We start from the raw sequence: 25,084 nt of genomic DNA, 5'->3' as shown, positions 1-25,084 counted from the left end.
AAACCGCCCAAAAGAGCGGTTTTCTAGTTTGTTGTTTTTTTTATTGTATTATACCTGTACAAGCTACTCTTGCTCCGGCAGCTCCACTGGGTTGTGAGGTATAGTCGTCCACGCCTTGGTGCACAATAACCGCTTTACCCAAAATGTTTTTGGTTTCATCTTCACAGCCAATACACCATTCATCTGTAGCAAATTCAACGGTTGCGTTTCCTTCCTCGTCTGCGGCAAAGTTGCCAATATCACCTTTATGGTAGCCTTCTTCTGCACCCCACTTACCATGAGGTTTAAAAGTTGGGTTCCAATGGCCACCGGTAGATTTTCCATCTGCAGAAGAACAATCTGCTTTTTCGTGTAAATGTATGGCGTGCTCTCCTGGTGTTAACCCAGATAGTTTGGCAATCATCATAACTTTTTCTCCATTAGACTCAAAAGTAGCCTCCCCACTTACATTGCTGTCACTTTTTGGCTCAAGTGTAAATGTTATTTTTTCTACCTCCATTTCATTGGAAACTTCTTCAACTACTTTTTCCATGCTTTCTTCCGCCTCTTGCATGCCTTCTTTGGTCTCTTTTTTAGCTTCTTTACAACTACCAAAGGCAATAAGTAAAGTGGCTAAAGGAAATATTGCTAGTTTTTTCATTTGTATTTGACTTTTAGATTTTGTTAAAAGTAAAAAAATAAGCGGCTCAAATCAAAAATGGAGTAAAGCAATCTTAGCACTATTGTAAAAACTATGCGCTCTATTGATTAGTCTAACTTATTTTTTTGGTAATAATCTGGGTTTTAGTGTGCAGTGTTCTGTGTACAGGACATTTATCGGCAATTTCTAGTAATTTGTCTTGCTGCACCACAGTTAAATCCCCCATAAACTTTATAAATCTATTAAATGTATCAATTTTAGAAGCGCTTTCTTCACAATGCTCACAATCTATTGCATGCTCTTTGCTATAAGTGGTATGCACCTCTATATTTGTTAAAGACCAATTTTTACGCTTGGCATACATTTGAACGGTCATAGCAGTACAGGCAGACAAACCGGCAGAAACCAATTCATAAGGCGATGGACCAAAGTTATTACCTCCAAAAGAAATAGGCTCATCTGCTACCATATAATGGTTGCCCACTTTCATTTGAGTTGTATAGTCATCTTCACTATCTAAACTCGCTACTACTTCGTGTTTGGTTTTAACAGGGACTTCTTTGGTTATAGCTACGTATCGGGAAGCCCAAGTACCAATTACATTTCCTGTATATGTAGAATCTTCTTTGCGGGATAATAAGTGGTCTGCGCCATCCAAGGACACATAACTTTTTGGGTGATGCGCTGCGCTATAAATTTCTTCGGCATTTTTAATGTCTACAATTTTATCTTGTGGCGAATGGAGTACCAGTAGTGGTTTTCTTAAATTTTTTATAGCCTCCTTTGCCGGATTTTCCTCTAAATCTGATATAAATTGTTTTTTTATTGTGAAATCGCTGCCACCTATATTTACAACTGCATTTCCCGATTGATTTATTTCATCTAAATCTGATTTAAAAAGGTGTTTTACATGTTTTGGATGGCTAGGTGCCCCAATGGTAGCTACAGCTGTTACAAAATCTAGTTTAGCGGCAGCTTGCAAAACGGCTGCGCCGCCTAAGGAGTGGCCTACCAATAGGCTTGGTGCCTGGTATGTTTTGCCTAGAAAATTTGCAGCAGTTATTAAATCTTCTACGTTACCGGAAAAATTGGTGTCCGCAAAGTCGCCTTCACTTTCTCCCAATCCTGTAAAATCAAACCGTAACACTCCAAAACCGTTGGCGGTTAATCCTTTTGAAATGTTTTTTATGGCCAATAGATTTTTAGTACAGGTAAAGCAGTGTGCAAAAAGTGCAAAATTGTGCGGATGCCTATTAATGGGCAATTCTAAAAGGCCAGCTAATTGCTGGCCTTTATTATTGATAAACTTAACCTTGTCTGTTTTCATAACTTTTTATTTTTAACAAGGCCAAAGTAAGTGATGTTTAATGCCCTGATAAGTTATTTTTTTGATTTCTTTTTAAACAGGCTAGATAAGTCGGGATTATAGAATATTCCTATCTGGAGTCTATCATAAACCGCATTGGTAAATTGGTTTCTTAAGTAACCAATTTGTACACTACTATTTTCTGTTACATGTACACCTAAAGCACCGTACAAGCGGTTTTGTCCAAACAAATCGTCTTGTAGGTTAATAAATAATTCGTCATAAAAATTTAAGAAAAACGTGTTGGTTAGGGGTAGGGTAACCTGTAAACGATAACGCGCTCTGTGTTGCGTATCTGTATTGTTATTTGCAAACTCCAAAAAACGTTGTTCTAGACGATATCTGTGTTCAAAAAGGAATTCCCACACTTTATTTTTTAGAATAAACTGTTCAAAGATTCTATGTTCTTTGCTATTGGTTTCTCCGGGTAAATTTAAAAAACTACCATCCGTTTCTATAAATCCATAACCTAGGGTTGCAATGGCATCTTGGTTAATATGATAATTGGCTCCGGTACGTAGCAATAACTGGTTAAAGTTATCCGTAGTTTCAAAATATCTAAATTGTGCTTCGGTATGCAAGCTCCATTTTTCTGAAAGTTTGTTGGTGCCAAAATACATGTACCATGCACCCAGTTCACCTTCTCCATTAATTTGGGCATGGGTAAAAACGGAAGATAATAATAGACCAATAGCCACTAACTTTTTCATAAGCTTCTATGTAATTCTTTAAGGTAATAGTTAATTGGCCCACCTCTATTAATAGAATGGGCCAAATATATTATTATTTTAGAGTGAATGTTTTTACTTCTTTAAAAGGCGATAAATCCAAAGCTTTAATGCTGCTTTGATACGGTTTCCATTTCTGATTAAAAAAGGTATTGGTTTTTTCCAAGGCCGTTGTTAACTCGTCTTCCGCAAATTTTAGCAACTGGCGCTCCGTACTGGTAATTCCTGTTTGTCTACTTTGGATGTAGCCAGATGCCGTACCAATTCTGTTCATCACGGTAATTTCCGGGTTCCGGGTAATACCTTGGCGTTTATCTTCTTTGCCAATGTATAGCGCAATAACACTATCAATTTCTTTAACAATTTCCGTAGATGCTTTTATTTGTTCCTTGAACTTTTCTTTATCCAAGTCTTGCATGTCTTTTTTAAAGCTGTTGGCCAAATCTTTACTTTCTACCAATTGCTTTACGGCATCTGCTGCGGTCTGGGTAAATTCTTGTAACTGCTTGGCAGTATTGTAAACTTCGTTTACGGAAGCCATATTTACATCCAATCTTGGGTCAGTTTCTACTTTAACTGTGGTTTCGTCCGTAGTTGTACCGTGGCTAACCTGTACCCGATAAGTTCCTGGTTTTACCGTAACACCCCCACGTTCTCTTTTGCTTTTGCTAATTCTTCTAGAAGGGCGGTCTGGACCTTTCTCATCCATATTCCAATAAATTCTGTGAAAACCAGCCTTTTCAGGTGTTTTAATTTTTAGGGTACGTATTAATCGGTCGCCATCAAAAATATCGAACTGTACCGAATCTTTTTTCTGAACACCCGTCATTTCTTTTTTTGTAGGCTCTGTCTCCTCAGAGTCTTCCTTATTCTCTTTTTTGGCTGCCTTGTCCGCTTTTTTACTACCTTCTTTTAAGAAATAAGTTAGGATAGCGCCATATTCCCTGTTTTCTGCATTGTAAAGTGCATCTGCACCAAATCTGCTTCCCGTTGGTTGTTGGTAAGCTGCCAAATAAGCGGTTGGACTCTCAAAAAGGGCTACTTCTTTATTTAGAATACTCATATCTTTTGCAATAGCACGTAAAGGACGAATATCATCTAAAACCCAAGCGGCTCTACCAAATGTGCCTATAACCAAATCTTGCTCTCTTGGATGTATGGCTAAATCTTTTGTAGATACCGTAGGGAAAGATTTACCCCATTTTTCCCATTTTTCCCCAGCATTAAAAGACACATACAAGCCATCATCCGTGCCTAAGAACACCAAATTTGGATTTTCTGGGTCTTCTATTATGGAAAGCGTATAACTTTCAACATCGTTACCATCTACAATACGGGTCCATGTTTTACCATAATCCTTAGTTCTGTAGGCATAAGGGGTGTAATTAAAACGTCTGTAGTCGTTTGCAATCAACAAAGCTTCGCCCTTATTTTTTTGTGAAGCTTTTATCTGTGGAATCCAGCTTCCTTTTGGCAATCCTTTTAGGTTAGCGGTTACTTCTGTCCAAGTTTGCCCGCCGTTTTGCGTAATATGCACACGACCATCGTCCGTGCCCACCCAAAGCATATCTTTTTCTACTGGTGAAGGCTCTATTACCAATACGGTACAGTGATTTTCTGCACCTGTGGCATCCATGGTTAAACCACCACTTTCGCTTTGTTTTTGCTTTTCTGGGTCGTTTGTGGTTAAATCTGGGGAAATTACCTGCCAGGTTAATCCTTTATCGGTAGACTTGTGTACAAATTGGCTTCCAAAATAAACCGTACTATTATCAAACGGGTCTTGCCCAATACCGGAATTCCAGTTAAAACGAAGCTTGGTATCCGCGTCTGGTGGCGTTGGGCGCACAATATAATTGTTACCTGTTTTCCAGTCATAACGACTTACATATCCTTGCTGACTCATAGCATAACCATATTGGCTATTATCTTTGTCTGGAACCACATCAAAACCATCTCCAAAAGCAATTTCTTGCCAGTAACTGTTACGTATACCTTGCGCTTTCCAAACATAAGCAGGCCCTCTCCAAGAGCCATTGTCTTGCATACCGCCATAAACGTTGTAAGGATACTCATTATCTACACTGATGTGATAAAACTGAGCCACAGGTAGGTTGCCAATAAAACGCCATGTTTTTCCACCATCTTTAGAAATATTTAAACCACCGTCATTACCATCTATCATAAATTGGCCATTCTCTGGGTGTATGTAAAATGCGTGATGGTCTGGGTGTACCCCATTTGCAACACCGTAAGCGGGCATTAAAGCAGTAAAGCTTTTACCGCCATCTTCAGAAACGTTAACATAGGTGAATACGGAAATTAAACGGTTCTCGTTCTCTGGGTCTACACGTATATCCGAGTAATAGAAAGGACGGTTTCCAATTTCTTCTTTATCATTAACTTTTTTCCATTTAAAACCGCCATCGGTAGATTTGTATAAGGCATTTTTCTTAGCCTCTACCAAAGCATAAACAATGTTAGGTTTGTTCTTAGCTATAGCTAAACCAATACGGCCCAATTCTCCCTTGGGCAAACCATCTTCATCACTAAGTTTTTTCCAATTGTCTCCGCCATCATGGGTCATATAAAGACCACTACCTTCGCCACCAGACTTAAAAAACCACGGGTCGCGCTTATGCTCCCACATAGCCACCAAAATTTTGTTAGGATTACTTGGGTCCATTACCATATCTGCAACGCCAGATTTAGGGTTGGTGTATAAAATCTTTTTCCAGGTTTTACCACCATCGGTAGTTTTGTATACGCCTCTTTCTTCATGTATACCCCATGGCGAACCAATAGCGCCTACGTAAACGGTATTTGGGTCCGTAGGGTCTATTAGAATACGATGTATGTGCCTAGTTTTTTCAAGGCCCATGCTCATCCAACTTTTACCGCCGTCTAAAGATTTATAAACGCCATAACCACCATTTAAACTGTTTCTGGGATTACCTTCTCCCGTACCTACCCAAATTACGGATGGGTTACTTTGTTGTATGGCAACTGCACCAATAGAGGCGGTAAGCTCATGGTCAAAAATGGGCTCCCACTTAATACCGCCAGAAATAGATTTCCATAAGCCACCAGAGGCCGTACCCACGTACATTACGTCTGGCTGGTCTCTAACCACATCAATAGTGGTAACCCGTCCGCTCATCCCAGCGGGGCCTATGTTTCTAGGTTTAATATCTTGGAGTAACTCCATGGAGAATTCCTGTCCAAAACTTAGACAGCTTACTGCAAAGAACAGTAAAAGAAGAATCGGTTTTTTCATTTTTTAAGGTTTGTCGAATTAGCTATTTTGAGTTAAATGAAAGCTAATTAATCGGCTCCTTTTTAGGCCTGGGTTATTAGCAGTAGTAGTATAATAACTAGGCGGCATACCTTGGCAAGACAATTTGTCTTTTATCATTTTGGATTGGATTAATTAGTCGCCTAAAGATACCAAAAACAGGCATCGTATATCTTAAAAGCGTGTTAATGCAATTCTTGCGGTAGTGTTAGTACTTATCGTAATCTAGAACCATCATCTTAAATAATTTATAAAAATTAAAATATTGATCTACATCAATAATAAGCAGAGCAATGGCCACTAATTTTGTAGTGTTAATGATTGATAATAAAAAGAAAAAGAGATATGAAAAATGTATTGTTTGTATTGACTAGTCATGACAAATTAGGAAATACAGGAGAAAAGACAGGATTTTGGGTAGAAGAGTTTGCGGCTCCTTACTACTTATTAAAAGATAAAGGGGTTAATGTTACTTTGGCATCGCCAAAAGGTGGTCAGCCACCAATTGACCCAAAGAGTAATGAACCAGATTTTCAAACCCCAGCCACTAAGCGCTATTTTGAAGATAAGGAAACGATGGAGTTGATGGCCAATACCAAAAAGCTCGAAGAAGTCAACGCTGAAGGTTTTGATGCTGTTTTTTATCCTGGAGGGCACGGACCATTATGGGATTTGTCAGAAAGTGAAATCAGCGCAGCTTTGATAGAAAGTTTTTACTCAGCCAACAAACCTGTTGCTGCCGTATGCCATGCACCAGGGGTATTTAAAAATGTAAAAGACCAAAATGGAGAGCCGTTGGTAAAAGGTAAACAAGTAACCGGTTTTACCAATACAGAAGAAGAAGCGGTGCAGCTTACAGATGTAGTACCATTTCTGGTAGAAGATATGTTAAAAGAAAAAGGTGGGGTGTATTCCAAGAAAGATGATTGGAGCGAATATGCCATTGAAGATGGATTGTTGATAACAGGACAAAACCCCGCCTCCTCTGAACTTGTTGCGGAGATGTTGTTGAGAAGGTTGAATTAAGTGTTGTTTTAGTTCAGAGATTAAAGCGCAGGAATTTCCTGCGCTTTTTTTGTTTTTAGCCTAAGTTTTCATCATTTTTATTGCAAATCAATCATCTTTGGGCAAACTAAACAACAACTGGCTTTACCTTTTACTTTTAGTATTATCTGGCGAAGCCATATTTATTTTACCCTTTGTACTTACACGTATATTTAGACCTACTGTTATGGATGCCTTTGCGCTTTCTAATGTAGAGTTGGGTTTTTGCTTTTCTATTTATGGTATTGTGGCCATGATTTCATATCTATTGGGAGGCCCATTGGCCGACAAATACGCACCTAGAAAATTAATAGCCATAGCCTTATGGTTAACCGCTATAGGAGGTTTGGTTTATGCTCAATTTCCGCAACTTTGGATTTTGCAAATCGTTTATGGTTGGTGGGGTTTTACCACAATTTTTCTGTTTTGGGCACCAATGATTAAAGCAACACGTGTTTGGGGCGGTGCTAATTTACAAGGCAGGGCTTTTAGTTTCTTAGACGGCGGTAGAGGGTTTACCGGAGCACTATTTGGTTTGTTGGGCGTGTTTATATTTTCGGTTATGTTGCCCGGCTCTCAAGATGATATTAGCCCTATGGTTAAGAAAAAAGCTTTTGCACAAGTAATCTATACAACCTCTTTTTTAATAAGCATCATCGGAATTCTTGTTTGGCGCTATATGAAGCCTGCAATCACTGAAGAGGAGAAGACTCAAGAAAAAATCAAATGGGCAGAAATTAAACAATTGTTACGGCTACGATCTGTTTGGTTATTAATGGTAATTATTTGTTGTGGCTATGTAGGCTATAAAATTACAGATATAATTTCTTTGTATGCAGAACAAGTAATGGGGCAAAATCAAGTAGAGTCAGCAAAAACAGGAACCTTTCTACAGTTTTTAAGACCCATAACGGGAATAGCTTTAGGTGCTTTTGTAGACCGTTTTAAACTAACCAAAATTTTAATTTTGGGTTTTGGCGTTTGTGTAATTGGTGGCCTATTATTTGCTGCCGGATTTCTTGTGCCCAACCAAGCTTTCTTATTCTTCATGGCTGTTTTTACGGTTGGTATAGGCGTCTATGCATGTAGGGCGCTTTATTTTTCAATTTTAAGACTAGGCAATATACCATTAGCATTGACGGGAACAGCCGTGGGATTAATATCTCTGGTTGGCTATACACCGGATATTTTTGCTGGCCCGCTTTACGGTTACTTCTTAGACACCTACCCTGGTATTAAAGGCCATCAAATCGTTTTTATGATACTATCGCTCTTTTCACTAACTGGAGGCTTAGCAGCTTATTTATACGATAAAAAGTATGCTAAGTTGCGCTAGGTCTAGTTTCGGTTGAAAATTTTTACGAAAATTATTCGTGCCTTATTAAAATAGGATTTTCTTGCTATACTAATCAAATCAATAATTTACTGGTTCAATAGTTTAAAATTTCACAATTAAAAGGGTGTGGTCTTGTTAATTTACTTGTATAAGGCTGAATTCTATGTTATTATTGAAGTATGAAAAAACTGATTCTAACTATAACTACTATTGCTTTTTTAGTAGTGAGCTGCACCAACAAACGAAAAGGAGAACCTAAAGTTTTAGTATTCTCCAAAACCGAAGGATTTGTCCATAGTTCTATACCAGCTGGTATAGGAGCAATACAAAAATTGGGCAAGGAAAACGGCTTTGCCGTAGACACCACAAACAATGCAGAATTATTTACGGACGATTATCTAAAACAATTTTCAGCTGTTGTTTTTTTAAGTACAACGGGAAATATCTTAGATGCATCGCAAGAAGCGGCTTTTGAACGTTACATACAAGCCGGAGGAGGTTTTGTAGGCGTACATGCCGCAACAGATACCGAGTACGATTGGGGGTGGTATAAAAAACTAGTAGGTGGTCAGTTTCTGAGTCATCCAAGTGGTACACCTGAGGCTGATTTTCATATAAAGAATACGAAACATCCAGCTACTGATTTTTTTAAGGATAGTATTTGGCATAGAACGGACGAGTTGTACAATTTTAAAAACTTAAATCCAGATGTTACTGTATTAATAACAGTGGATGAAAGTACTTATGATGGTGGGGCCAATGGTGAAAATCATCCTATGAGCTGGTATCATGAATATGACGGTGGCAGGGCTTTCTACACTGCAGCAGGGCATACAGACGAAAGCTTTTTAGAAGAATTGTTCCTAAAGCATTTGCTAGGTGGTATCCAATACGCTATTGGAGAAAATTTAAACTTAGATTATACCTTAGCCAAAACCCAATATCCACCGGAACAAGACCGTTTTTCTAAAGTTGTTCTATCAAGAGGACAATTTTATGAACCAACGGAAATGACCGTTCTGCCTAATAACGATGTATTAATTGGGCAGCGTAGGGGAGAAGTACTTTTATTTAAAGATGAAGACAAAAGTTTAACCGAGGTAGCCAAATTTGATGTCTATCACAAAACTTTAGAAACCCCAGGGGTAAATGCAGAGGAAGGTTTAATGGGCTTACAAAAAGACCCAAACTTTGAACAGAACAATTGGGTGTATGTTTATTACGCACCAACAGGAGATAAATGGGTTAACAGATTGTCTCGCTTTAAATTTGTAGACAGTGATTTTGATCTTGAAAGTGAGCAAATTATTTTAGAGGTAGACAGCCAAAGGGAAATTTGCTGCCATACTGGTGGTTCCATAGCTTTTGGTCCTGACAATTTATTGTATTTATCTACTGGAGATAACAGCACTCCGTTTAACGAAGATGGGGCAAAGTACGTAAATAGTGGTTATGCGCCTTTAAATGACATACCGGGTAAAGAGCAATACGATGCTAGGAGAACCTCTGCCAACACCAACGATCTACGTGGTAAGATTTTAAGGATTAAGGTTAATGAAGATGGTAGTTATAGCATTCCCAAGGGGAATTTATTTCCAGAAGGTACAGCTAAAACAAGACCAGAAATTTACACTATGGGCCACAGAAACCCGTATAGAATTTCGGTGGACCCAAAGAATGGATATTTGTATTGGGGCGATGTAGGACCAGATGCTAGGGCAGACAGCTTGGCAACTAGAGGGCCAAAAGGCTATGACGAAATGAACCAAGCCAGAAAGCCAGGTAATTATGGTTGGCCTTTATTTATTGGTAACAATTTTGCGTATCGAGAATATGATTATACAACAGGAACATCTGGCGAATTTTTTAATCCAGAAGAGCCTATCAATGAATCTAAAAATAATACAGGTTTAACTAAATTACCGCCAGCACAAGCTGCATACATGTATTACCCCTATGTAGATACACCAGATTTTCCTCAAGTTGCTTCTGGAGGAAGAAATGCTATGGCCGGGCCAACGTATTATTCAGATTTATACCCAAATGGTGGTGGTTTACCAAGTTATTATGATGGTAAGGTTTTAATATATGATTGGATGCGTAATTGGATGATGGCTTTAACCCTATTTGAAGATGGAACACCAAATAAAGTAGAACCCTTTGGTACAGCGATAAAATTAAGTAACCTAATAGATATGGAAATGAGCCCAGATGGCAGGGTTTATTTGTTGGAATATGGAAGTGGTTGGTTTTCTGCAAATCCAGACAGTGGCCTAAGCTATATTGAGTTTAATGGAGGCAACAGACCACCTGTAATAGACAATATGGTAGTAAATAAAAACTCGGGTAGTACTCCTTTATCGGTTACGGCCACGGTAACCGCCCATGACAGAGAAGCTGATGCCATTAGCTACAAATGGGATTTTGGGGACGGAAATACTAAGGAAACTAAGGAGCCCAGGGTAACATATGCTTATACAGATTCGGGTGCATACAAACTTAAGGTTACCGCAATTGATGCCAATGGGGAAGCGGTAACCAGTGATGTGTTGGATGTAATAGCAGGTAATGAAAGACCAAAAGTTGACATTGCTATAGAAGGTGCAAATGCATCTTTTTACATACCGGGTAAACCATTTACTTATGAGGTTAAGGTAGAGGATCCAGATGGAGCAGTAGATAAAGAGAATATATATGTAAGCGTAGATTATAGGGTTGGTATGGACCAGGCCAATGATAATCTAGGACATCAACAGGTTTCTGGAGCAGTTATGGGTAAAGCCTTAACTACTTCTTTAGATTGTAAATCTTGTCATAAAGAACAGGAAAAATCAATTGGACCTTCTTATTTGGATGTTGCCAAGAAATATGATGGGCAAAGAAGAGCGGCTAATTATTTAATGTCTAGAATAATTGGTGGTGGTTCCGGTGTTTGGGGTGAAGTAACCATGCCTGCACATCCCAATTTAAGTGAGGCAGAAGCTAGCCAAATAGTAATGTACATACAATCCTTAACAGGTGGTGAGAACAAGAAAAAGTCTTTACCCTTAAAAGGAAGTATTAATCCGGAAAACAGGACAGGAGGCGAAGCCTTGGTACTTACCGCTAGTTACACAGATAAAGGTACGGCGCAAGCATTACCTTTAACTGGGTCTAAAACTATTATATTAAATAGTAACACGGTTGGGTTTTCTGAAAACACGGAAACGGAAAATCTGCAGTACATGCAATTTAATGGAATGGAATTGCTATTGATGAACAATAGTAGTGGGTATTTAAAATTACCACAAGTAGATTTAGACGGACTTTCTACTGCTATGATTATGGCCGGATGGCAGGAAGCACCTGTTGTTCCGTTTACTTTTGAAATGCATTTGGGTAGTATAGATGGTCCGGTGGTGGGCACAGGCAAATACGACCCTAGCATGGGTAAAGGGCAAGGAACCGCTATTGTAATGCCAATTAATTCTGACCAAGAACAAGGTGAACAGGATTTGTATATTACCTATAAAGCGGAAGGTAGCGAGTTAGGTGCCATGGCTTTATTAAATGTTCAATTTAGATAGCATAATAGATTATAAATAAAGAAGGTTGGACTTTGGCCCAACCTTTTTTATTAAGAATAAAATTTCTTCTTATAGCTATTAATATATTAACGTGTGCCATTCTCAAGACCCTCATTCCATTTTCTAACAAATTCATCAGACCATGCGTCCCATCCTATAGTAGCGAGCGTCCAAATGGTTATTCCAATGATGATTACATTTAAAACAATACCTATAATAGCTATAATTTTACCTTTTTTAACTTGTTTAAATGATTTCTCGTTGTATATATCTGGATTAAGCTTGTAAAGATTTTGAGCTTTATTTGCCATTACGAAGGCTATTATAGCAAAAATGATAGAAATACCTCCAAAACAGAAGAGTATTACGCTCAAAATTGATAAGATGTAGATTAAACCGCCATTGAGTGATTTTTTTTCTTGCATTTTATAAAGTTTTAGTTGGTTGTTTATGTTCCTTTTAAGTTAAGTAGATAAGAGAACACGGTTTTCCATAAATATATAAAAAGGATACTGGAACCAAAATAGCATTAAAAGGTAACTTATTTAAATTTTACTATTTTAACTCTTTAACTCAACTGAACCAATGAAATCAACTGTACAACTTTTGCTAATAACCACATTGGTAGTTCTTGTTTCATGTAATGGAAAAAGTAAAAAAGAACCCATAAAATGGAACACCAAAGCTGTTGTAGAAGCGAACAAAAAGCACAATCAATTACTGGAAATTGAAAAAGAGCAAGGCTGGCAGTTGTTATTTAACGGGAATACTTTAGATGGCTGGCATTTGTATAACAACCCAGACTCTACCAAATACAGTGCTTGGGAGGTTAAAGATGGTATGTTGTATTGTAATGCCACTGATCAATCAAGAGTAAGGGGCGATTTGGTAACAAATACCTCTTTTAAAGATTATGAATTTTCGTTTGAGTGGAAAATTTCTGCTAGAGGTAATAGTGGTGTTTTTATAAATGTACAGGAATCTCCAAAAATTTTACAAACCTATCATTCTGGTCCAGAATATCAAATGCTAGATACAGACCATATGGATTACAATGAACCCTTTAAAAGTCCAGGCTGTTTGTATGGGTTTCAAGAACAGTTAAATAGGGTGAACGTTAAACCTACCAATCAGTGGAATACATCAACCATAAAACAAAAAGACGGTAAGATTGAATTTTATCTAAACGGTGTATTAACTGCTAAAGAAGACTTTAAATCAGCTGATTGGTTAAGACAAGTTAGCGGTTCAGGATTTGCGGACAAACCAGAATTTGGTAAGCATGCACAAGGTAAAATTGCCTTACAAAATTGGTACTTTGATGTTTGGTTCAGAAATATGAAAATACGTAACCTATAACCCGCACTGAATAATTTTAATTTGTAAAGAAGCATTTATTCACAAGTGTATTTAATAGAGTCTTTTAAAAATTAAAACTGATACACCATACAAACGGGCATAATATCGGCCAATAATTAGTTGTTTAAATTAGATGATAGTATGTTTTAAATTATAAAACAAAAACGGGTTAGGTGCTAAAGACAATAGTATTAGGGCAAAATCACAAAATAAAAAAAGGGCCAAGGGCCCTTTTTTTATTTTCCAAAGTCTTTTTCCAAATACAATTTAAAAGACTGTATTCTGTTTTTTATCAAAGACGCATAATCGTCTCCTTTATATTTTTTAAAGGTTTTCTTGGATATACCAGTAAACCATGCAGTTTCTGTAAACCTTAATTGGTCTTTATTTTCTAAACTACGTTTAACGTAAAAATTACCAGAAGATAATTTATATCGTATTGTGTAAGATTCATTTTCTACGCGTTCTACCAATTCTACCTCTATAATTTCACCAGTGTTTGAAATCATTTGGCATACTTGATTGTTCTTAACGTCTTCTGGGCATTTAACGGCAACTACGTTACTATCCCAAGTATTAAAATTAGAAAAATCTGTTATGGCATTCCAAGCGTTTTCTGGACTTGTCTCTAATAAGACGGAGACTTCAAAAGTTTTGTCCGGATTTTGCGCCAAACCTATAAGCGGTAGAAAAAAAAGCGCAATTTTAGCTAACGTTTTCATATAGTTTGTTTTAAGTTTTTCTCTTGATAAAATTCGAATAAACTATAATTCTTTTTTGTGTCAATTGACACAAATACGTTGCTGCCTTAAGCTAGGTAGATGACAATTTTCTACGGATTCTGTGCAAGGTTTCTCTAGACGTTCCAATATAAGAAGCTAGAATACCAACCGGAACTACTTGAACCATTTTGGGGTTATGTTCCAATAAATCCAAGTACTTTTCTTCTACAGACATTTTAGACTTATCATTTTCCTCCTTTACCTTATTAGAAAGTATTTGCTCGGTTATGGAGTGCATAAAGTTGGCAATGGTGGTATTTTTACTTTTTAATTGGTTGTAATCTTGTCTTTTTATTTCGCAATATTGAACTTCTGTTAAAGCTACACAGCTATCTAGGGTTTGTTTTTGATTAAAAAATTCGTCTAGCATGGTCCAAAAGTAATTAGGGCTAACCACCTTTAAGGTAACGCGTGTACCATTTTGCAAATTTGTGTAATAATGAAGAAAACCAGATTCTATAAAATAGATACTGTTTACCCAGTCGTTGGTTTGCAATAAAGCTTGCCCTTTAGTTAATGTTTTCTGGGTACAGCCGCTAAGTAATAAGTCTAAATTTTCTTCTGATAGTTCGCCAGATTGCTTAAAAAATTGCCTTAGCTTTTGCATGCAATAAAATTAAGGATTTTAAATATGCTATTAGGGTACGTTTTAAGTTTGCCTTGTTATGCATACAGCATAATTTGATGATAATAAATTGGTGTTGAAATTAAATTTACATTTCTATTGGGATACTATTTTTAAGCCAACAATAGACGCTATTAAGGTTGTCATAAAAAATAGCCGCCAAAAAGTAGCAGGTTCCTTAAATACTAAAATCCCGACAACCACAGCGCCTACCGCACCAATGCCTGTCCAGACGGCGTAGGAGGTACCAATGGGTAAATGTTGTGTTACCTTAACCAAAAGTACCATGCTAATAGTTAAGGCAATAAGAAAACCTATATACCAATAAGTGGCTTCCATACCACTCGTTTCTTTTGCTTTGCCTAGGCAAAAAGCAAAAGCTACTTCAAACAGTCCGGCTATGATTAATAAAATCCAATTCATACTAAATGAAAGTTACTTTAAAGCATTATGAAGTTAAAATCATAGATGTAAAATAGCTTAGTAATTCTGCCACCATGGTTCTACTAAAGGTTTGCTTTTGTAAATACTTGTAGGTACACCTATTTGCGGTGTAATTATAGGAACATTCAACTCTTTTGCTTTTCTTACTACCCTTTCAACGGGGTCTGTCCAGGTATGTTGTGCTAATTTAAATGCACCCCAATGAATGGGCATTATTAGTTTGGCATTTATGTCTAACCCCACTTGTGCGGTTTCTTCGGGGAACATATGTATTTCAGACCACATTTTATTGTATTGCCCACATTCTACCATAGCAAAATCAAATTCGCCAAATTTTCTTCCAATTGTTTTAAAATGGGGTCCGTAGCCACTATCTCCACTAAAAAATAGCTTTTCGGTCGTAGATTCAATAACCCAAGAACTCCATAAGGTTTTATTCTTATCGTTTAAACCTCTACCAGAAAAGTGTTGTGCTGGTGTACAGGTTAAGGTTAAGTTGGCTAAACTTGTACTTTGCCACCAATCTAATTCCGTAATATTATCGGCGGGAACTCCCCATTTTTTAAGGTGAACACCTAAACCCAACGGCGTATAAAAATGGTTTACTTTTTCTTTTAGTTGAACAATTGATTCGTAATCTAAATGGTCATAGTGGTCATGAGATAATACAACTGCGTCAATATAAGGTAGCTGTGCTATGGATAAGGGCAATTTAGGGCTAAAACGTTTAGTCCCTAACAGAGGGTGCGGCGCTGGCACCGCTCCAAACATAGGGTCTATCAGAATATTTAACTTATTTATTTGTAAAAGAAACGTAGAATGGCCAAACCAGATAAATTGTGTTTCTCCTTTATAATTGGCCACCTGGGCCGAATCCAATTCAGTTACCGGTAATTGGTTATCGGGTATAGCGTTTGGAATTTTTTTAAACAAACCGCCTAGCGCTTTTACCATATCTCCCGCGGACATATCGTTTTTTATACCGCCTAGATTAAAAAATTCTTCTCCTATAAAATGTTCTGATTGGGAATATCTTTTAAGTTCTTCCTTATTGGCTTTTCCTCCAAATTGAGGGCTAAGGTTAATAAATAGTATGGACATAATTACTATTAAAAGAAGAAGGATTCCAATTACAGAAAGCATTTTTTGAAGGATTTTTAGTACTATTTTCATTTAGTTAATAATGACCGCTTATAAAGAAAATTCGTTTGATGCCGGGTATGCAAAGGAAGACATAACTATTCTTTACCAAAACAAAAACCCAAGTTATTGCTAATCTTGGGTCTTACTTTTGTTTGTATGAACAAATATTATTCTGTAATAGATTTGCTATCTATATAGAAGTTCCTATCTATAACAAACGCTTTTCCTTTTTGCTTTAGCACATTCCATGTACTTGTCGGTTTAATCCAGATGGGCTTACTATCTACATACACTTTAACAGGTATGGTAAAATCTTCTTCTGTGTTTGTAAACCTATATTTTAGTTTTTTACCATCATATTGGTACTCTAGAACAGGTATTTTAATTGTCCTTAAATATTGGTCAAAAAATGCTTTTAAATCCAATCCGCTTTTTTTGATAATATAATTTTCTATTTGTTGTGTGGTTACGGTTTGGTGGTAGAAATCTTTATTAAGTCCTCTAAGTATTTCTCGCCACTTATCATCATCATTTACCATTTGTCTTATGGTGTGGATAATGTTGGCACCCTTATAATACATATCTCCAGAGCCCTCCATGTTTAAATTATACCTTCCAATAATGGGTTTGTCATTTCTAATATTTGCCCTAGTACCAATGACGTAGTCTTCTGCAGCTTTGGTTCCAAAGTGGTAATCTAAATACAAATTTTCAGAATAGGCAGTGAACCCTTCGTGTATCCACATATCTGCAGCGTCTTTATAGGTAATGTTGTTGGCAAACCACTCATGGCCCGCTTCATGAATAATAATGAAATCGAATTTTAATCCCCATCCCGTACGGGATAAATCTCGACCCAAATAACCATTTTTAAATTTATTACCGTAAGTAACAGAACTTTGGTGTTCCATACCCAAATAGGGTACTTCTACTAATTTAAAGCCATCTTTATAAAAAGGGTAGGGACCAAACCAATATTCAAATGCCTCTAACATTTTAGGAGTTTGCTTAAACTGTTCTTTTGCCTTTTTTAAGTTGTCTTTTAACACAAAGTAATCCAGTGGTAAATCACCAGCTTCTCCGTTGTAAGTTTCTGACCATTGTACATAATCGCCAATGTTTACGTTTACCCCGTAATTGTTAATAGGATTATCTACAAACCAATGATAGGTTTTGGAGGTATCGTTTTCCTCTACTTTTCTAAGTTTGCCGTTAGAGACATCCATTAAGTTTTTAGGAACAGTTACACTAATAGCCATACTGTCTACCTCATCATACATATGATCTTTACAGGGCCACCAGACACTGGCACCCAAACCTTGGCAGGAAGTAGCTATAAATGGTTTTCCATTTTGGTCTTTTTTCCATGAAAATCCGCCGTCCCAAGGTGCTCTAACCGCTTCTTTTGGTTTGCCAGAATAGTATACTTTGATTTGCTGGGTCTGCCCTTTTTGTATTTCTTCATTAAACAATACATGATAGGCGTTGGTTCCTATTTTTTTGTAGGCCAGCTCTTCGTTTTGGGCAATAATCTTTTCTATCTTTAAAGGAGGCTGTAGGTCTATTTGAAGAATGGAACCATTTTTAAGCGCTGTAAATTGAATAAGATTACTACCAGATATTGCTTTGTTTTCTGGGTCTACCGTTACATCTAAATGATAAAAAGTTAGGTCCCACCAAGAACGTTCCGGGGTAACGCTACCTCTTAAAAAGTCGTCTTCTGTTATGGCAATATCCTGTGCATAAATACCCAGGAAAGCAAAAACAAAAACAACCGTAAAATTTTTTTTCATGTTTAATTTCTTATGATTCCGGAAGGAAAAACTACAACACTTTCATGCCCATTTGCGCCTATGGCAGAAACGCCAAAAAAGTAATTGTCCAATACAATTCCCTCCAAAGTTGTACCCTTAACGTTTTCTACGTACTTAAAATTATCCCAAGTAGGAGAAGTTGTGTCTCTCCAATAAACTTTGTAGCCTTTAGCTCCAGGAACCTCTGTCCATACTAATTTTGCATAGGGCTGTACAATGCCGCCAATTTGAACTTTTTCAGGTGCGGCTGGAGCCCAAGCAATTGAAGCAAGGTTAATTGCGTTCACCGCAGTTAATTTTTTGGCATAATCAAAATTTACATGTTCTAATTTGTCACCATATGCAATGCCGTTTTCCGTTCTAATATCTTGATGCTGTTGGGTGTAATTTTCATGTGCTTCCATTATTCGGATTCCTGCAAAACCAGCATCGTTAAAAGGTCTGTGATGACCACCACGACCAAAACGGTCTAAACGGTAAATAAGCATAGGGTTCATTTCTGGCATGTAGGTTTTAGTAGTTTTATGCACATATCTAGCCAGTTGTCTAGAAATTCCATCTACTTCGCCACCATAAAACCTTCTAGCATTTCTTTGGTTTTCTGTTTCTGTAGGGGGCACCGGTTCTGAGAATATTCTAAAATCTGTATTACTTATGATGCCATCTACTCCTTTTATGTTGCCAATCATATCATTATTCAATATACCTATTACATCCCATTTTTTTTCTTTAGCATAGGCGGCTAAGCCTTTTCCCCCGTAAAGACCTTGTTCTTCTCCGGATAAACCTACAAAAATGATACTGCTTTCAAAATCGTATTTAGATAAAACACGGGCCGCTTCTATGGTACCTGCCATACCACTGGCATTGTCATTTGCACCAGGAGAGGTTGAGGTAAAATCGTTTGGATCACTGACCCTGGAATCTATATCTCCGCTCATAATAATGTAACGGTTTGGGTATTTAGTGCCTTTTTTTATGGCTACAACGTTTACTACCCAAACATCTTTTACAATACGCGCTCCATCTCCTTCTTTAACAAAATTCTTTAGGTAAAAAACATCTAGGCAATTGTTACAATTCTTTGAAATTTCTTCAAATTCTTTTTTTATCCACCTTCTAGCGGCTCCTATACCCGTGGTAGCACTTGTAGTATCACTTAGGGTGTGTCTTGTTCCAAAATTTACCAAGGTGGTAATATCTTTTTCTATGCGGTCTGCAGAAACCGCATCTATAATATCATAGATTCGAGTATCTACTTGGGCGTTTATTAAAAAAGGAATTAGTAGAAGAAGGGTAATTAGTTTTTTCATTATTGCTGGTAATTTAATAAAGCAAAAAGGTACGAATAAAACCAAAAATCACTCTAGTGTGTTCAAGTTGGTCTTAGCCATACCCTAAGTTAATAGTTAGATGAAGCGTTTTAAAACTTCTCGAACTTTTTTAGTGCCTTCTACATGATATTTTGCATGAGTTTTTTTAAGCCCTACCTTAACAGTAATTGCAGAATCTGGCAATTCTTGAAACATGAATTCATCTGTCCAATCATCTCCTATTGCAAATACAAAATCATAATCTGCTTCGGCATACATACGTACAGAAGCTCTACCTTTATTTACGTTACTACTTTTAACTTCCATTACCTTGTTGCCATTAAGTACGCTAATGTCATCATTACCAATAAGGCTGGTTAAAACAGTATTTAATTGTGTAGCTCTTTTTTCTCCAAAATCTGGGTCCGTATTTCTGTAATGCCAAGCCAAGGAGTAGTTTTTTTCTTCAATAAATGAACCGGGAGTCCTATCTACAAAAGATTCTAAAACAGGCCTTATTTTTTCCATCCATTCACCTTTTACCTGTTCTAGTAATTTAAAAGGCTCACCGTTTCTAGAAATCCATACACCATGTTCAACAATCATGTTATACTTTTTTGGTAAAAACCATTTAGTAAAAGTCTCTTTATCTCTTCCACTAATTAAAAATAACTCGGTGTTCTCTTGGTTGTGAAGTTGGTCTAATAGTTCATAAAGCTCCTCGTCTGGCGATGCTTTTTGTGGATCTTTATGAAAGCCAGCCAAAGTTCCGTCATAATCCAAAAACAACAATCGCTTATTTGCTGCTTTATAGGCACTTGAAAATTCATTCAATATGGTATCGTTCACCTTTTGGGATACGTATACGTTTTCATCATTTTGCTGGTCCTTTAACGCTGTCATAAACTCATTTGCCCAAAATTCCACGTTATAGCGCTCTAAACGTTGTTGCAACAGTTTATTTCTGTTTTTTTGCTCCTCTAAAGGCATGTTTATCGCCTCTTTAAGTGCAGAAGCCTGTTCTTCAAAATTATTAGGGTTAATTAATAATGCCTCGTTCATTTCATAGGCAGAACCTGCCATCTCACTTAAAATTAAAACTCCAGATTGGTCTGTTCTACAGGCCACAAATTCTTTTGCAACCAAGTTCATTCCATCACGCAGGGGCGTTAACCAAGCAATATCGCATTTGGTGTACAAATCAATTAAATTTTCAAAAGGAAGGGAGCGGTAAAAGTACCAAATAGGGGTCCAGTTTACGGTAGATAATTCCCCATTTATCCTACCAATTAGTTCATCAATTTCCTTTTTTAATAATTGGTATTGCGGTACGTTGCTTCTAGATGGTACCGCTAAGATTATAAGTCTTACTTTTTCTTTGTATTCAGGATTTTTAATTAAGAAATATTCAAAAGCTTTTATTCTAGCCGCAATACCCTTACTATAGTCCAAACGGTCTATAGAAATTATGAGTTTTGTGTTGGGAGCAGACTTTTTGTGTTCATCTAGTTTTATCTGTAAATCGGTACGGTCTGTACCACTTAAAGTTGCGCTGTCTTTTGCGGCATTATGGAATTTTTTATAATCAATACCCATAGGAAAGGAGTCTACCTTTATTACCCTATTTTCTAGGTATATTTCGTTAAAACTAACTTCTAGTCCCTTTAAACGACGTACCGAGCTTAAAAAATGTCGTTCATAATCATAGGTGTGGAAACCCAATAAATCTGCACCTAATAGACCATCTAACACCTCTTCTCTCCATGGCATGGTTCTAAAGATTTCAAATGAGGGAAAAGGAATGTGTAAAAAGAAGCCAATAGTGGCATTAGGCCTTTTTTCTTTGACCATTTGGGGAACTAACATCAATTGATAGTCGTGTACCCAAATAATATCGTCATCCGTTGCTACTTCTAAGATGGCATCCGCAAATTTCTGGTTAACTTTTTTATAGGCTTCCCAAAAATCCAGTTCAAACTCAGAATATTCTAAAAAGTAATGAAATAGCGGCCAAATGGTTCGGTTGCTAAATCCAAAATAAAAACCATCAATTTCCTCTGCATTCAAAACCACTTTTGCACAATTTAGTTCTGCTAAAGCTTGGTCTATTTCTCCCTCCATGGCTTTTGGTGTGTCTTCTTCGGTAAGCCCTGTCCATCCAATCCATAATCCATTACCTTCTCTATGTACCGATTTTAATCCAGTTGCCAATCCACCAACACTTGGCTCCGCACTTAGATTTCCATTGTTGATTTTTAATTGAACGGGTAAGCGATTTGAGATTATGATAGTTCTACTCATTATTTTGGGTTTTTATCCTTTTTTACTTTTATGTTTCTTGAAATTTCGGGAAATTCATGCGCATAAACTAGAAGTACAAAATCTTTTGCGAAAAATTAATTTATGGATAATCTAAATTATGGAATAATAGGTAACTGTAGAAGTGCAGCACTCATATCAGTTAAAGGTTCTATGGATTGGAGCTGTTTACCGGAGTTTGACTCTTCTTCAATTTTTGCCAAAATTCTAGATGAGAAAAAGGGTGGGAGTTTTGAGATTTTAGTAGACGATAGTTATGATATAAAACAGGCGTACGAAAATAGGACCAACATACTTGTAACCACTTTTAGCAACGGTAAGGATGCTTTTGAGTTAAGGGATTTTATGCCCAGATATCATAAAATGGAAGGTGGGTACCATGCCCAGCCAGAAATTATTCGTTACGTTAAATTATTGTCTGGTAGCCCAAAACTATCCATTCATTACAACCCTAGGCTAGAGTACGCTAAAGAAGCTACTAATTCTTTTATCAAGAAAGATTTTATTGTTAGCTTAACCGATGAACAACAATACGATACCGTATTTTTGTATACTTCTTTTGAAAAGGAAAAGGTATTAAGTGGAGATACACTTACACTAAAAGATGACGGTTTTTTTCTTATTACCTACAATGAAAAATTACTGGTGCCAAACCTAGAAAAGGTATACTTAGAAATGGAGCGGACCAAAATCTATTGGCTAGATTGGTGCGATAGAACACCTACTTATAAAAAGTATAACGATAAAATTTTAAGAAGTGCATTGACCTTAAAAATGCTAACCTATGATAAAACAGGAGCGGTTTTAGCAGCTGCCACCACCTCTTTACCAGAAACCATAGGCGAAGTAAGAAATTGGGATTATCGTTTTTGTTGGATTAGGGATGCCTCTATGGTAATTAAGGTGATGTCTGAACTAGGACATAAAAATTCTGCATTACGTTACCTACAGTTTATTATTGATTTGATGCCAGACAAGGACGAAAAATTCCAGATTATGTATGGTATTAACAAGGAAAAAACACTTACCGAAATAACCTTGGACCATTTGGATGGGTACAAAGGGTCTAAACCGGTACGTATTGGTAATGCAGCATACCAACAGACCCAGAATGACATTTACGGTATTTTAATGGATGTTATACACGAGCAGGTATGTAAGTTTGGAACGGATTTAGAAAACTGCGAAGAGCTTTGGGGTATTACTAAAGGGATAGTATGGATAGTAGATAAACATTGGCAAGAACCAGATAAGGGTATTTGGGAATTTAGAGAAGAAGATAGGCATTTTACATTCAGTAAAGTGCTATGTTGGGTGGCCATAGATAGAGCTATAAAAGTTGCCGAAATTTTTGGAAAACACCACAAATTGGAAATGTGGAAAGACTTGGAAAAAGCCATACGAGAAGACATACATAAAAATGCTTGGAACCAAGAGGTAAAAGCGTTTGTACAGTCTTACGGTTCAAATTATTTGGATGCTTCTGTTCTGTTGATGGAATCTTATGGTTTTATAGATGCCAAAGATCCAAAATTTGTAAGTACCGTGCACGCTATAGACAAGGATTTAAACAATGACGGGTTACTCTACCGCTATAAGAATCAAGACGATTTTGGTTTACCGTCTTCATCCTTTACTATTTGCACTTTTTGGTTTATTAAAAGTTTATTTAAAATGGGTGAGGAGGAAAAAGCAGAAGCACTTTTTGAACAAGTACTGAGTTATAGCAATCACCTTGGACTTTTTAGTGAAGATATCGATTTTGAAAGCAAGCGATTGTTGGGCAACTTCCCACAGGCATATTCTCACTTAGCTTTAATAGAATGTGCCATCTTATTTTCTAAAAAACACAGTGAACAAGAAATATTAGACCATATTAGTGAGTAACCAATATGGAAGCTTCTTTTATCTGTTCTATAAGGATTTTTAAATGTGATATTTCAGTAAAGGGATTCATTAAGGATGTACGTAGATAGTGAATCCCTTTTAATTTAGTTTGTACCAAATAAAACTTGCCGTTGGCTAGTATTGTTTTTCTAACATCCGCGTTCAACTGGTTTAATTTTTCCGTAGTCCAATTTGGTTTTACAATTCTAAAACAAAGAATATTGGACTGTGGACTTACGGCTACCTCAAAATCTTGGTCGTTTCTGAGAAGGGCTTCAAATTCCTTAGCCAAATCATATTGTCTGGTTACATAATCATTAAAAAGCTTGTTCCCATAAGTTTTCATCAATATAAACCAATGTAAACTCATCATACTTTTAGTGCATTCAAAGGTTTTTTTGCCACTTTGGTACCATTGGTCCTCTTGGGTGTCATCCAGCAAATAATCGGCTTGCTGACTAAAAATACGTTGGGCATGCCATTTACTTTTAAATAATAAAGCTGTAGTAATAATAGGCATTAACAGCATTTTATGGCCATCAATAACAACGGAATCTGCTTTTTCAATACCGTTTAGTAAATGTTTGTACTTATCTGAATATATAGCGGCACCTCCATGTGCCCCATCTACATGGAACCAAAGGTTGTTTCTGGTTGCAAATTTCCCAATAGCCACAAGATCATCATAAGCACCGGTTGCAGTAGAAGGTGCAGAACCTACAATTGCAAAAATAGAAATACCCGCGTTCTTGGCTTTTTCTAGTTCGTTTTCTAGGCAAGATGTATCCATAGTAAAGTTATCCTTAGCAGGTATTTTTATAATACCTTGGCTGCCTAAGCCCATTATCCGGGCTGCTCTATCTATACAATAATGTGCTTCTTCGCACACCATAATACCAAGCTGCTGTTGTAAACCATTGTTCCAAATATCTGCCGTTACCTTTTCCTTTCTTGCGGCCAATAACGCGGTTAAGTTGGCCAACGTACCGCCAGAGGTTAGAAAACCACCTGATTGGGAATCAAACCCTATTGCCTCACAAATTTTATCGGTAACCACACGTTCTATAGCAGAAGGAGACATGCCCATTTCATAAACAGCCATTCCATTATTAAGTAAACTGTTTACTAAACCTGTTATGGCGGTAAGTGGAGCAGGAGTGGCAACCTGATGCCCTACATAATTGGGATGTTGTACGTTTGTAGTTCGTTTAAACACCGACTCAAAAAAAGTATTATTAGAAGACTCTAGTTGGTCTTGCCAAAATGCCAATTCCTCTTCCGGCGATTTATAGTCGTAAACTAGGGTATCTTCTGGACCTTTAGTGTCTTTAATTCTAGTAAGTGCCAATTGTTTTACCTTTTCTAGATTCAGAAGAAAGTCCGTTGTCTCAAACGCTTGTAATAGGGTAGGGTATTTCATGCC

At 37.0% G+C, this 25,084-nt stretch carries 18 protein-coding genes; 5 read left to right on the top strand and 13 right to left on the bottom strand.

Annotated elements, in window-relative coordinates:
* Positions 1-40 precede the first annotated feature (40 nt).
* From ACXAGS_RS07390 to ACXAGS_RS07375, 4 genes are all read right to left on the bottom strand, one after another.
* Entirely contained in the window at positions 41-640 is a 600-nt protein-coding gene (locus ACXAGS_RS07390) for a superoxide dismutase family protein (RefSeq protein WP_474905837.1), read from the bottom strand.
* A 112-nt stretch (positions 641-752) separates the two neighbouring features.
* Entirely contained in the window at positions 753-1,967 is a 1,215-nt protein-coding gene (locus ACXAGS_RS07385; protein WP_474905835.1) for a bifunctional alpha/beta hydrolase/OsmC family protein, read from the bottom strand.
* Between the two features lie 53 nt (positions 1,968-2,020).
* Positions 2,021-2,716, bottom strand: coding sequence for a DUF2490 domain-containing protein (locus tag ACXAGS_RS07380; protein ID WP_474905833.1), 696 nt, complete (start codon positions 2,714-2,716; stop codon positions 2,021-2,023).
* A 73-nt stretch (positions 2,717-2,789) separates the two neighbouring features.
* On the bottom strand, positions 2,790-6,011 hold the full coding sequence (locus tag ACXAGS_RS07375; protein WP_474905831.1) for a VPS10 domain-containing protein: 3,222 nt from the start codon (positions 6,009-6,011) through the stop codon (positions 2,790-2,792).
* A gap of 363 nt (positions 6,012-6,374) precedes the next feature.
* Here ACXAGS_RS07375 and ACXAGS_RS07370 point away from each other — a divergent pair, with 363 nt between their 5' ends.
* From ACXAGS_RS07370 to ACXAGS_RS07360, 3 genes are all read left to right on the top strand, one after another.
* On the top strand, positions 6,375-7,055 hold the full coding sequence (locus ACXAGS_RS07370) for a type 1 glutamine amidotransferase domain-containing protein (protein WP_474905829.1): 681 nt from the start codon (positions 6,375-6,377) through the stop codon (positions 7,053-7,055).
* A gap of 97 nt (positions 7,056-7,152) precedes the next feature.
* The gene (locus tag ACXAGS_RS07365; RefSeq protein WP_474905827.1) at positions 7,153-8,409 is read left to right on the top strand and encodes an MFS transporter; all 1,257 of its coding nucleotides are present in this window, start codon (positions 7,153-7,155) and stop codon (positions 8,407-8,409) included.
* Positions 8,410-8,588: 179 nt separating this feature from the next.
* On the top strand, positions 8,589-11,975 hold the full coding sequence (locus ACXAGS_RS07360) for a ThuA domain-containing protein (protein ID WP_474905825.1): 3,387 nt from the start codon (positions 8,589-8,591) through the stop codon (positions 11,973-11,975).
* Between the two features lie 86 nt (positions 11,976-12,061).
* Here ACXAGS_RS07360 and ACXAGS_RS07355 read toward each other — a convergent pair whose 3' ends face one another.
* Positions 12,062-12,400 carry a CCC motif membrane protein gene (locus tag ACXAGS_RS07355; RefSeq protein WP_474905823.1) on the bottom strand — a complete coding sequence of 113 codons (339 nt, stop codon included), beginning with the start codon at positions 12,398-12,400 and terminating at the stop codon, positions 12,062-12,064.
* A 160-nt stretch (positions 12,401-12,560) separates the two neighbouring features.
* Here ACXAGS_RS07355 and ACXAGS_RS07350 point away from each other — a divergent pair, with 160 nt between their 5' ends.
* Positions 12,561-13,334 carry a 3-keto-disaccharide hydrolase gene (locus ACXAGS_RS07350; protein ID WP_474905821.1) on the top strand — a complete coding sequence of 258 codons (774 nt, stop codon included), beginning with the start codon at positions 12,561-12,563 and terminating at the stop codon, positions 13,332-13,334.
* A 236-nt stretch (positions 13,335-13,570) separates the two neighbouring features.
* Here the strand turns inward: ACXAGS_RS07350 and ACXAGS_RS07345 are convergent, their stop codons facing one another.
* The 7 genes from ACXAGS_RS07345 to ACXAGS_RS07315 all read right to left on the bottom strand — a co-directional run bounded on the left by ACXAGS_RS07345 (position 13,571) and on the right by ACXAGS_RS07315 (position 21,756).
* On the bottom strand, positions 13,571-14,056 hold the full coding sequence (locus tag ACXAGS_RS07345; RefSeq protein WP_474905819.1) for an SRPBCC family protein: 486 nt from the start codon (positions 14,054-14,056) through the stop codon (positions 13,571-13,573).
* A 91-nt stretch (positions 14,057-14,147) separates the two neighbouring features.
* Positions 14,148-14,723, bottom strand: coding sequence for a Crp/Fnr family transcriptional regulator (locus ACXAGS_RS07340; RefSeq protein ID WP_474905817.1), 576 nt, complete (start codon positions 14,721-14,723; stop codon positions 14,148-14,150).
* Between the two features lie 114 nt (positions 14,724-14,837).
* Complete coding sequence (locus ACXAGS_RS07335; protein WP_474905815.1) at positions 14,838-15,164, bottom strand: DMT family transporter; 327 nt, start codon at positions 15,162-15,164, stop codon at positions 14,838-14,840.
* 57 nt (positions 15,165-15,221) lie between these two features.
* Positions 15,222-16,286 carry an MBL fold metallo-hydrolase gene (locus ACXAGS_RS07330; RefSeq protein ID WP_474905813.1) on the bottom strand — a complete coding sequence of 355 codons (1,065 nt, stop codon included), beginning with the start codon at positions 16,284-16,286 and terminating at the stop codon, positions 15,222-15,224.
* A gap of 209 nt (positions 16,287-16,495) precedes the next feature.
* Complete coding sequence (locus ACXAGS_RS07325) at positions 16,496-18,121, bottom strand: M1 family metallopeptidase (RefSeq protein ID WP_474905811.1); 1,626 nt, start codon at positions 18,119-18,121, stop codon at positions 16,496-16,498.
* A gap of 2 nt (positions 18,122-18,123) precedes the next feature.
* The gene (locus ACXAGS_RS07320) at positions 18,124-19,455 is read right to left on the bottom strand and encodes a M28 family peptidase (RefSeq protein ID WP_474905809.1); all 1,332 of its coding nucleotides are present in this window, start codon (positions 19,453-19,455) and stop codon (positions 18,124-18,126) included.
* A 96-nt stretch (positions 19,456-19,551) separates the two neighbouring features.
* The gene (locus ACXAGS_RS07315) at positions 19,552-21,756 is read right to left on the bottom strand and encodes a bifunctional alpha,alpha-trehalose-phosphate synthase (UDP-forming)/trehalose-phosphatase (RefSeq protein WP_474905807.1); all 2,205 of its coding nucleotides are present in this window, start codon (positions 21,754-21,756) and stop codon (positions 19,552-19,554) included.
* Positions 21,757-21,858: 102 nt separating this feature from the next.
* On the opposite strand from ACXAGS_RS07315, the gene ACXAGS_RS07310 reads away from it, so the two are divergent.
* Complete coding sequence (locus ACXAGS_RS07310; RefSeq protein ID WP_474905805.1) at positions 21,859-23,661, top strand: glycoside hydrolase family 15 protein; 1,803 nt, start codon at positions 21,859-21,861, stop codon at positions 23,659-23,661.
* Here ACXAGS_RS07310 and ACXAGS_RS07305 read toward each other — a convergent pair.
* Positions 23,651-25,081 carry a pyridoxal phosphate-dependent decarboxylase family protein gene (locus ACXAGS_RS07305; protein ID WP_474905803.1) on the bottom strand — a complete coding sequence of 477 codons (1,431 nt, stop codon included), beginning with the start codon at positions 25,079-25,081 and terminating at the stop codon, positions 23,651-23,653. The two genes, ACXAGS_RS07310 and ACXAGS_RS07305, sit on opposite strands and share 11 nt — an antisense overlap.
* Positions 25,082-25,084: the final 3 nt, after the last annotated feature.

The sequence above is a fragment of the Croceivirga sp. ABH4_376 genome, from assembly GCF_056160685.1.
The sequence above is the reverse complement of the archived record's forward strand: the minus strand, read 5'-3'. Positions and strand labels throughout refer to the sequence as shown.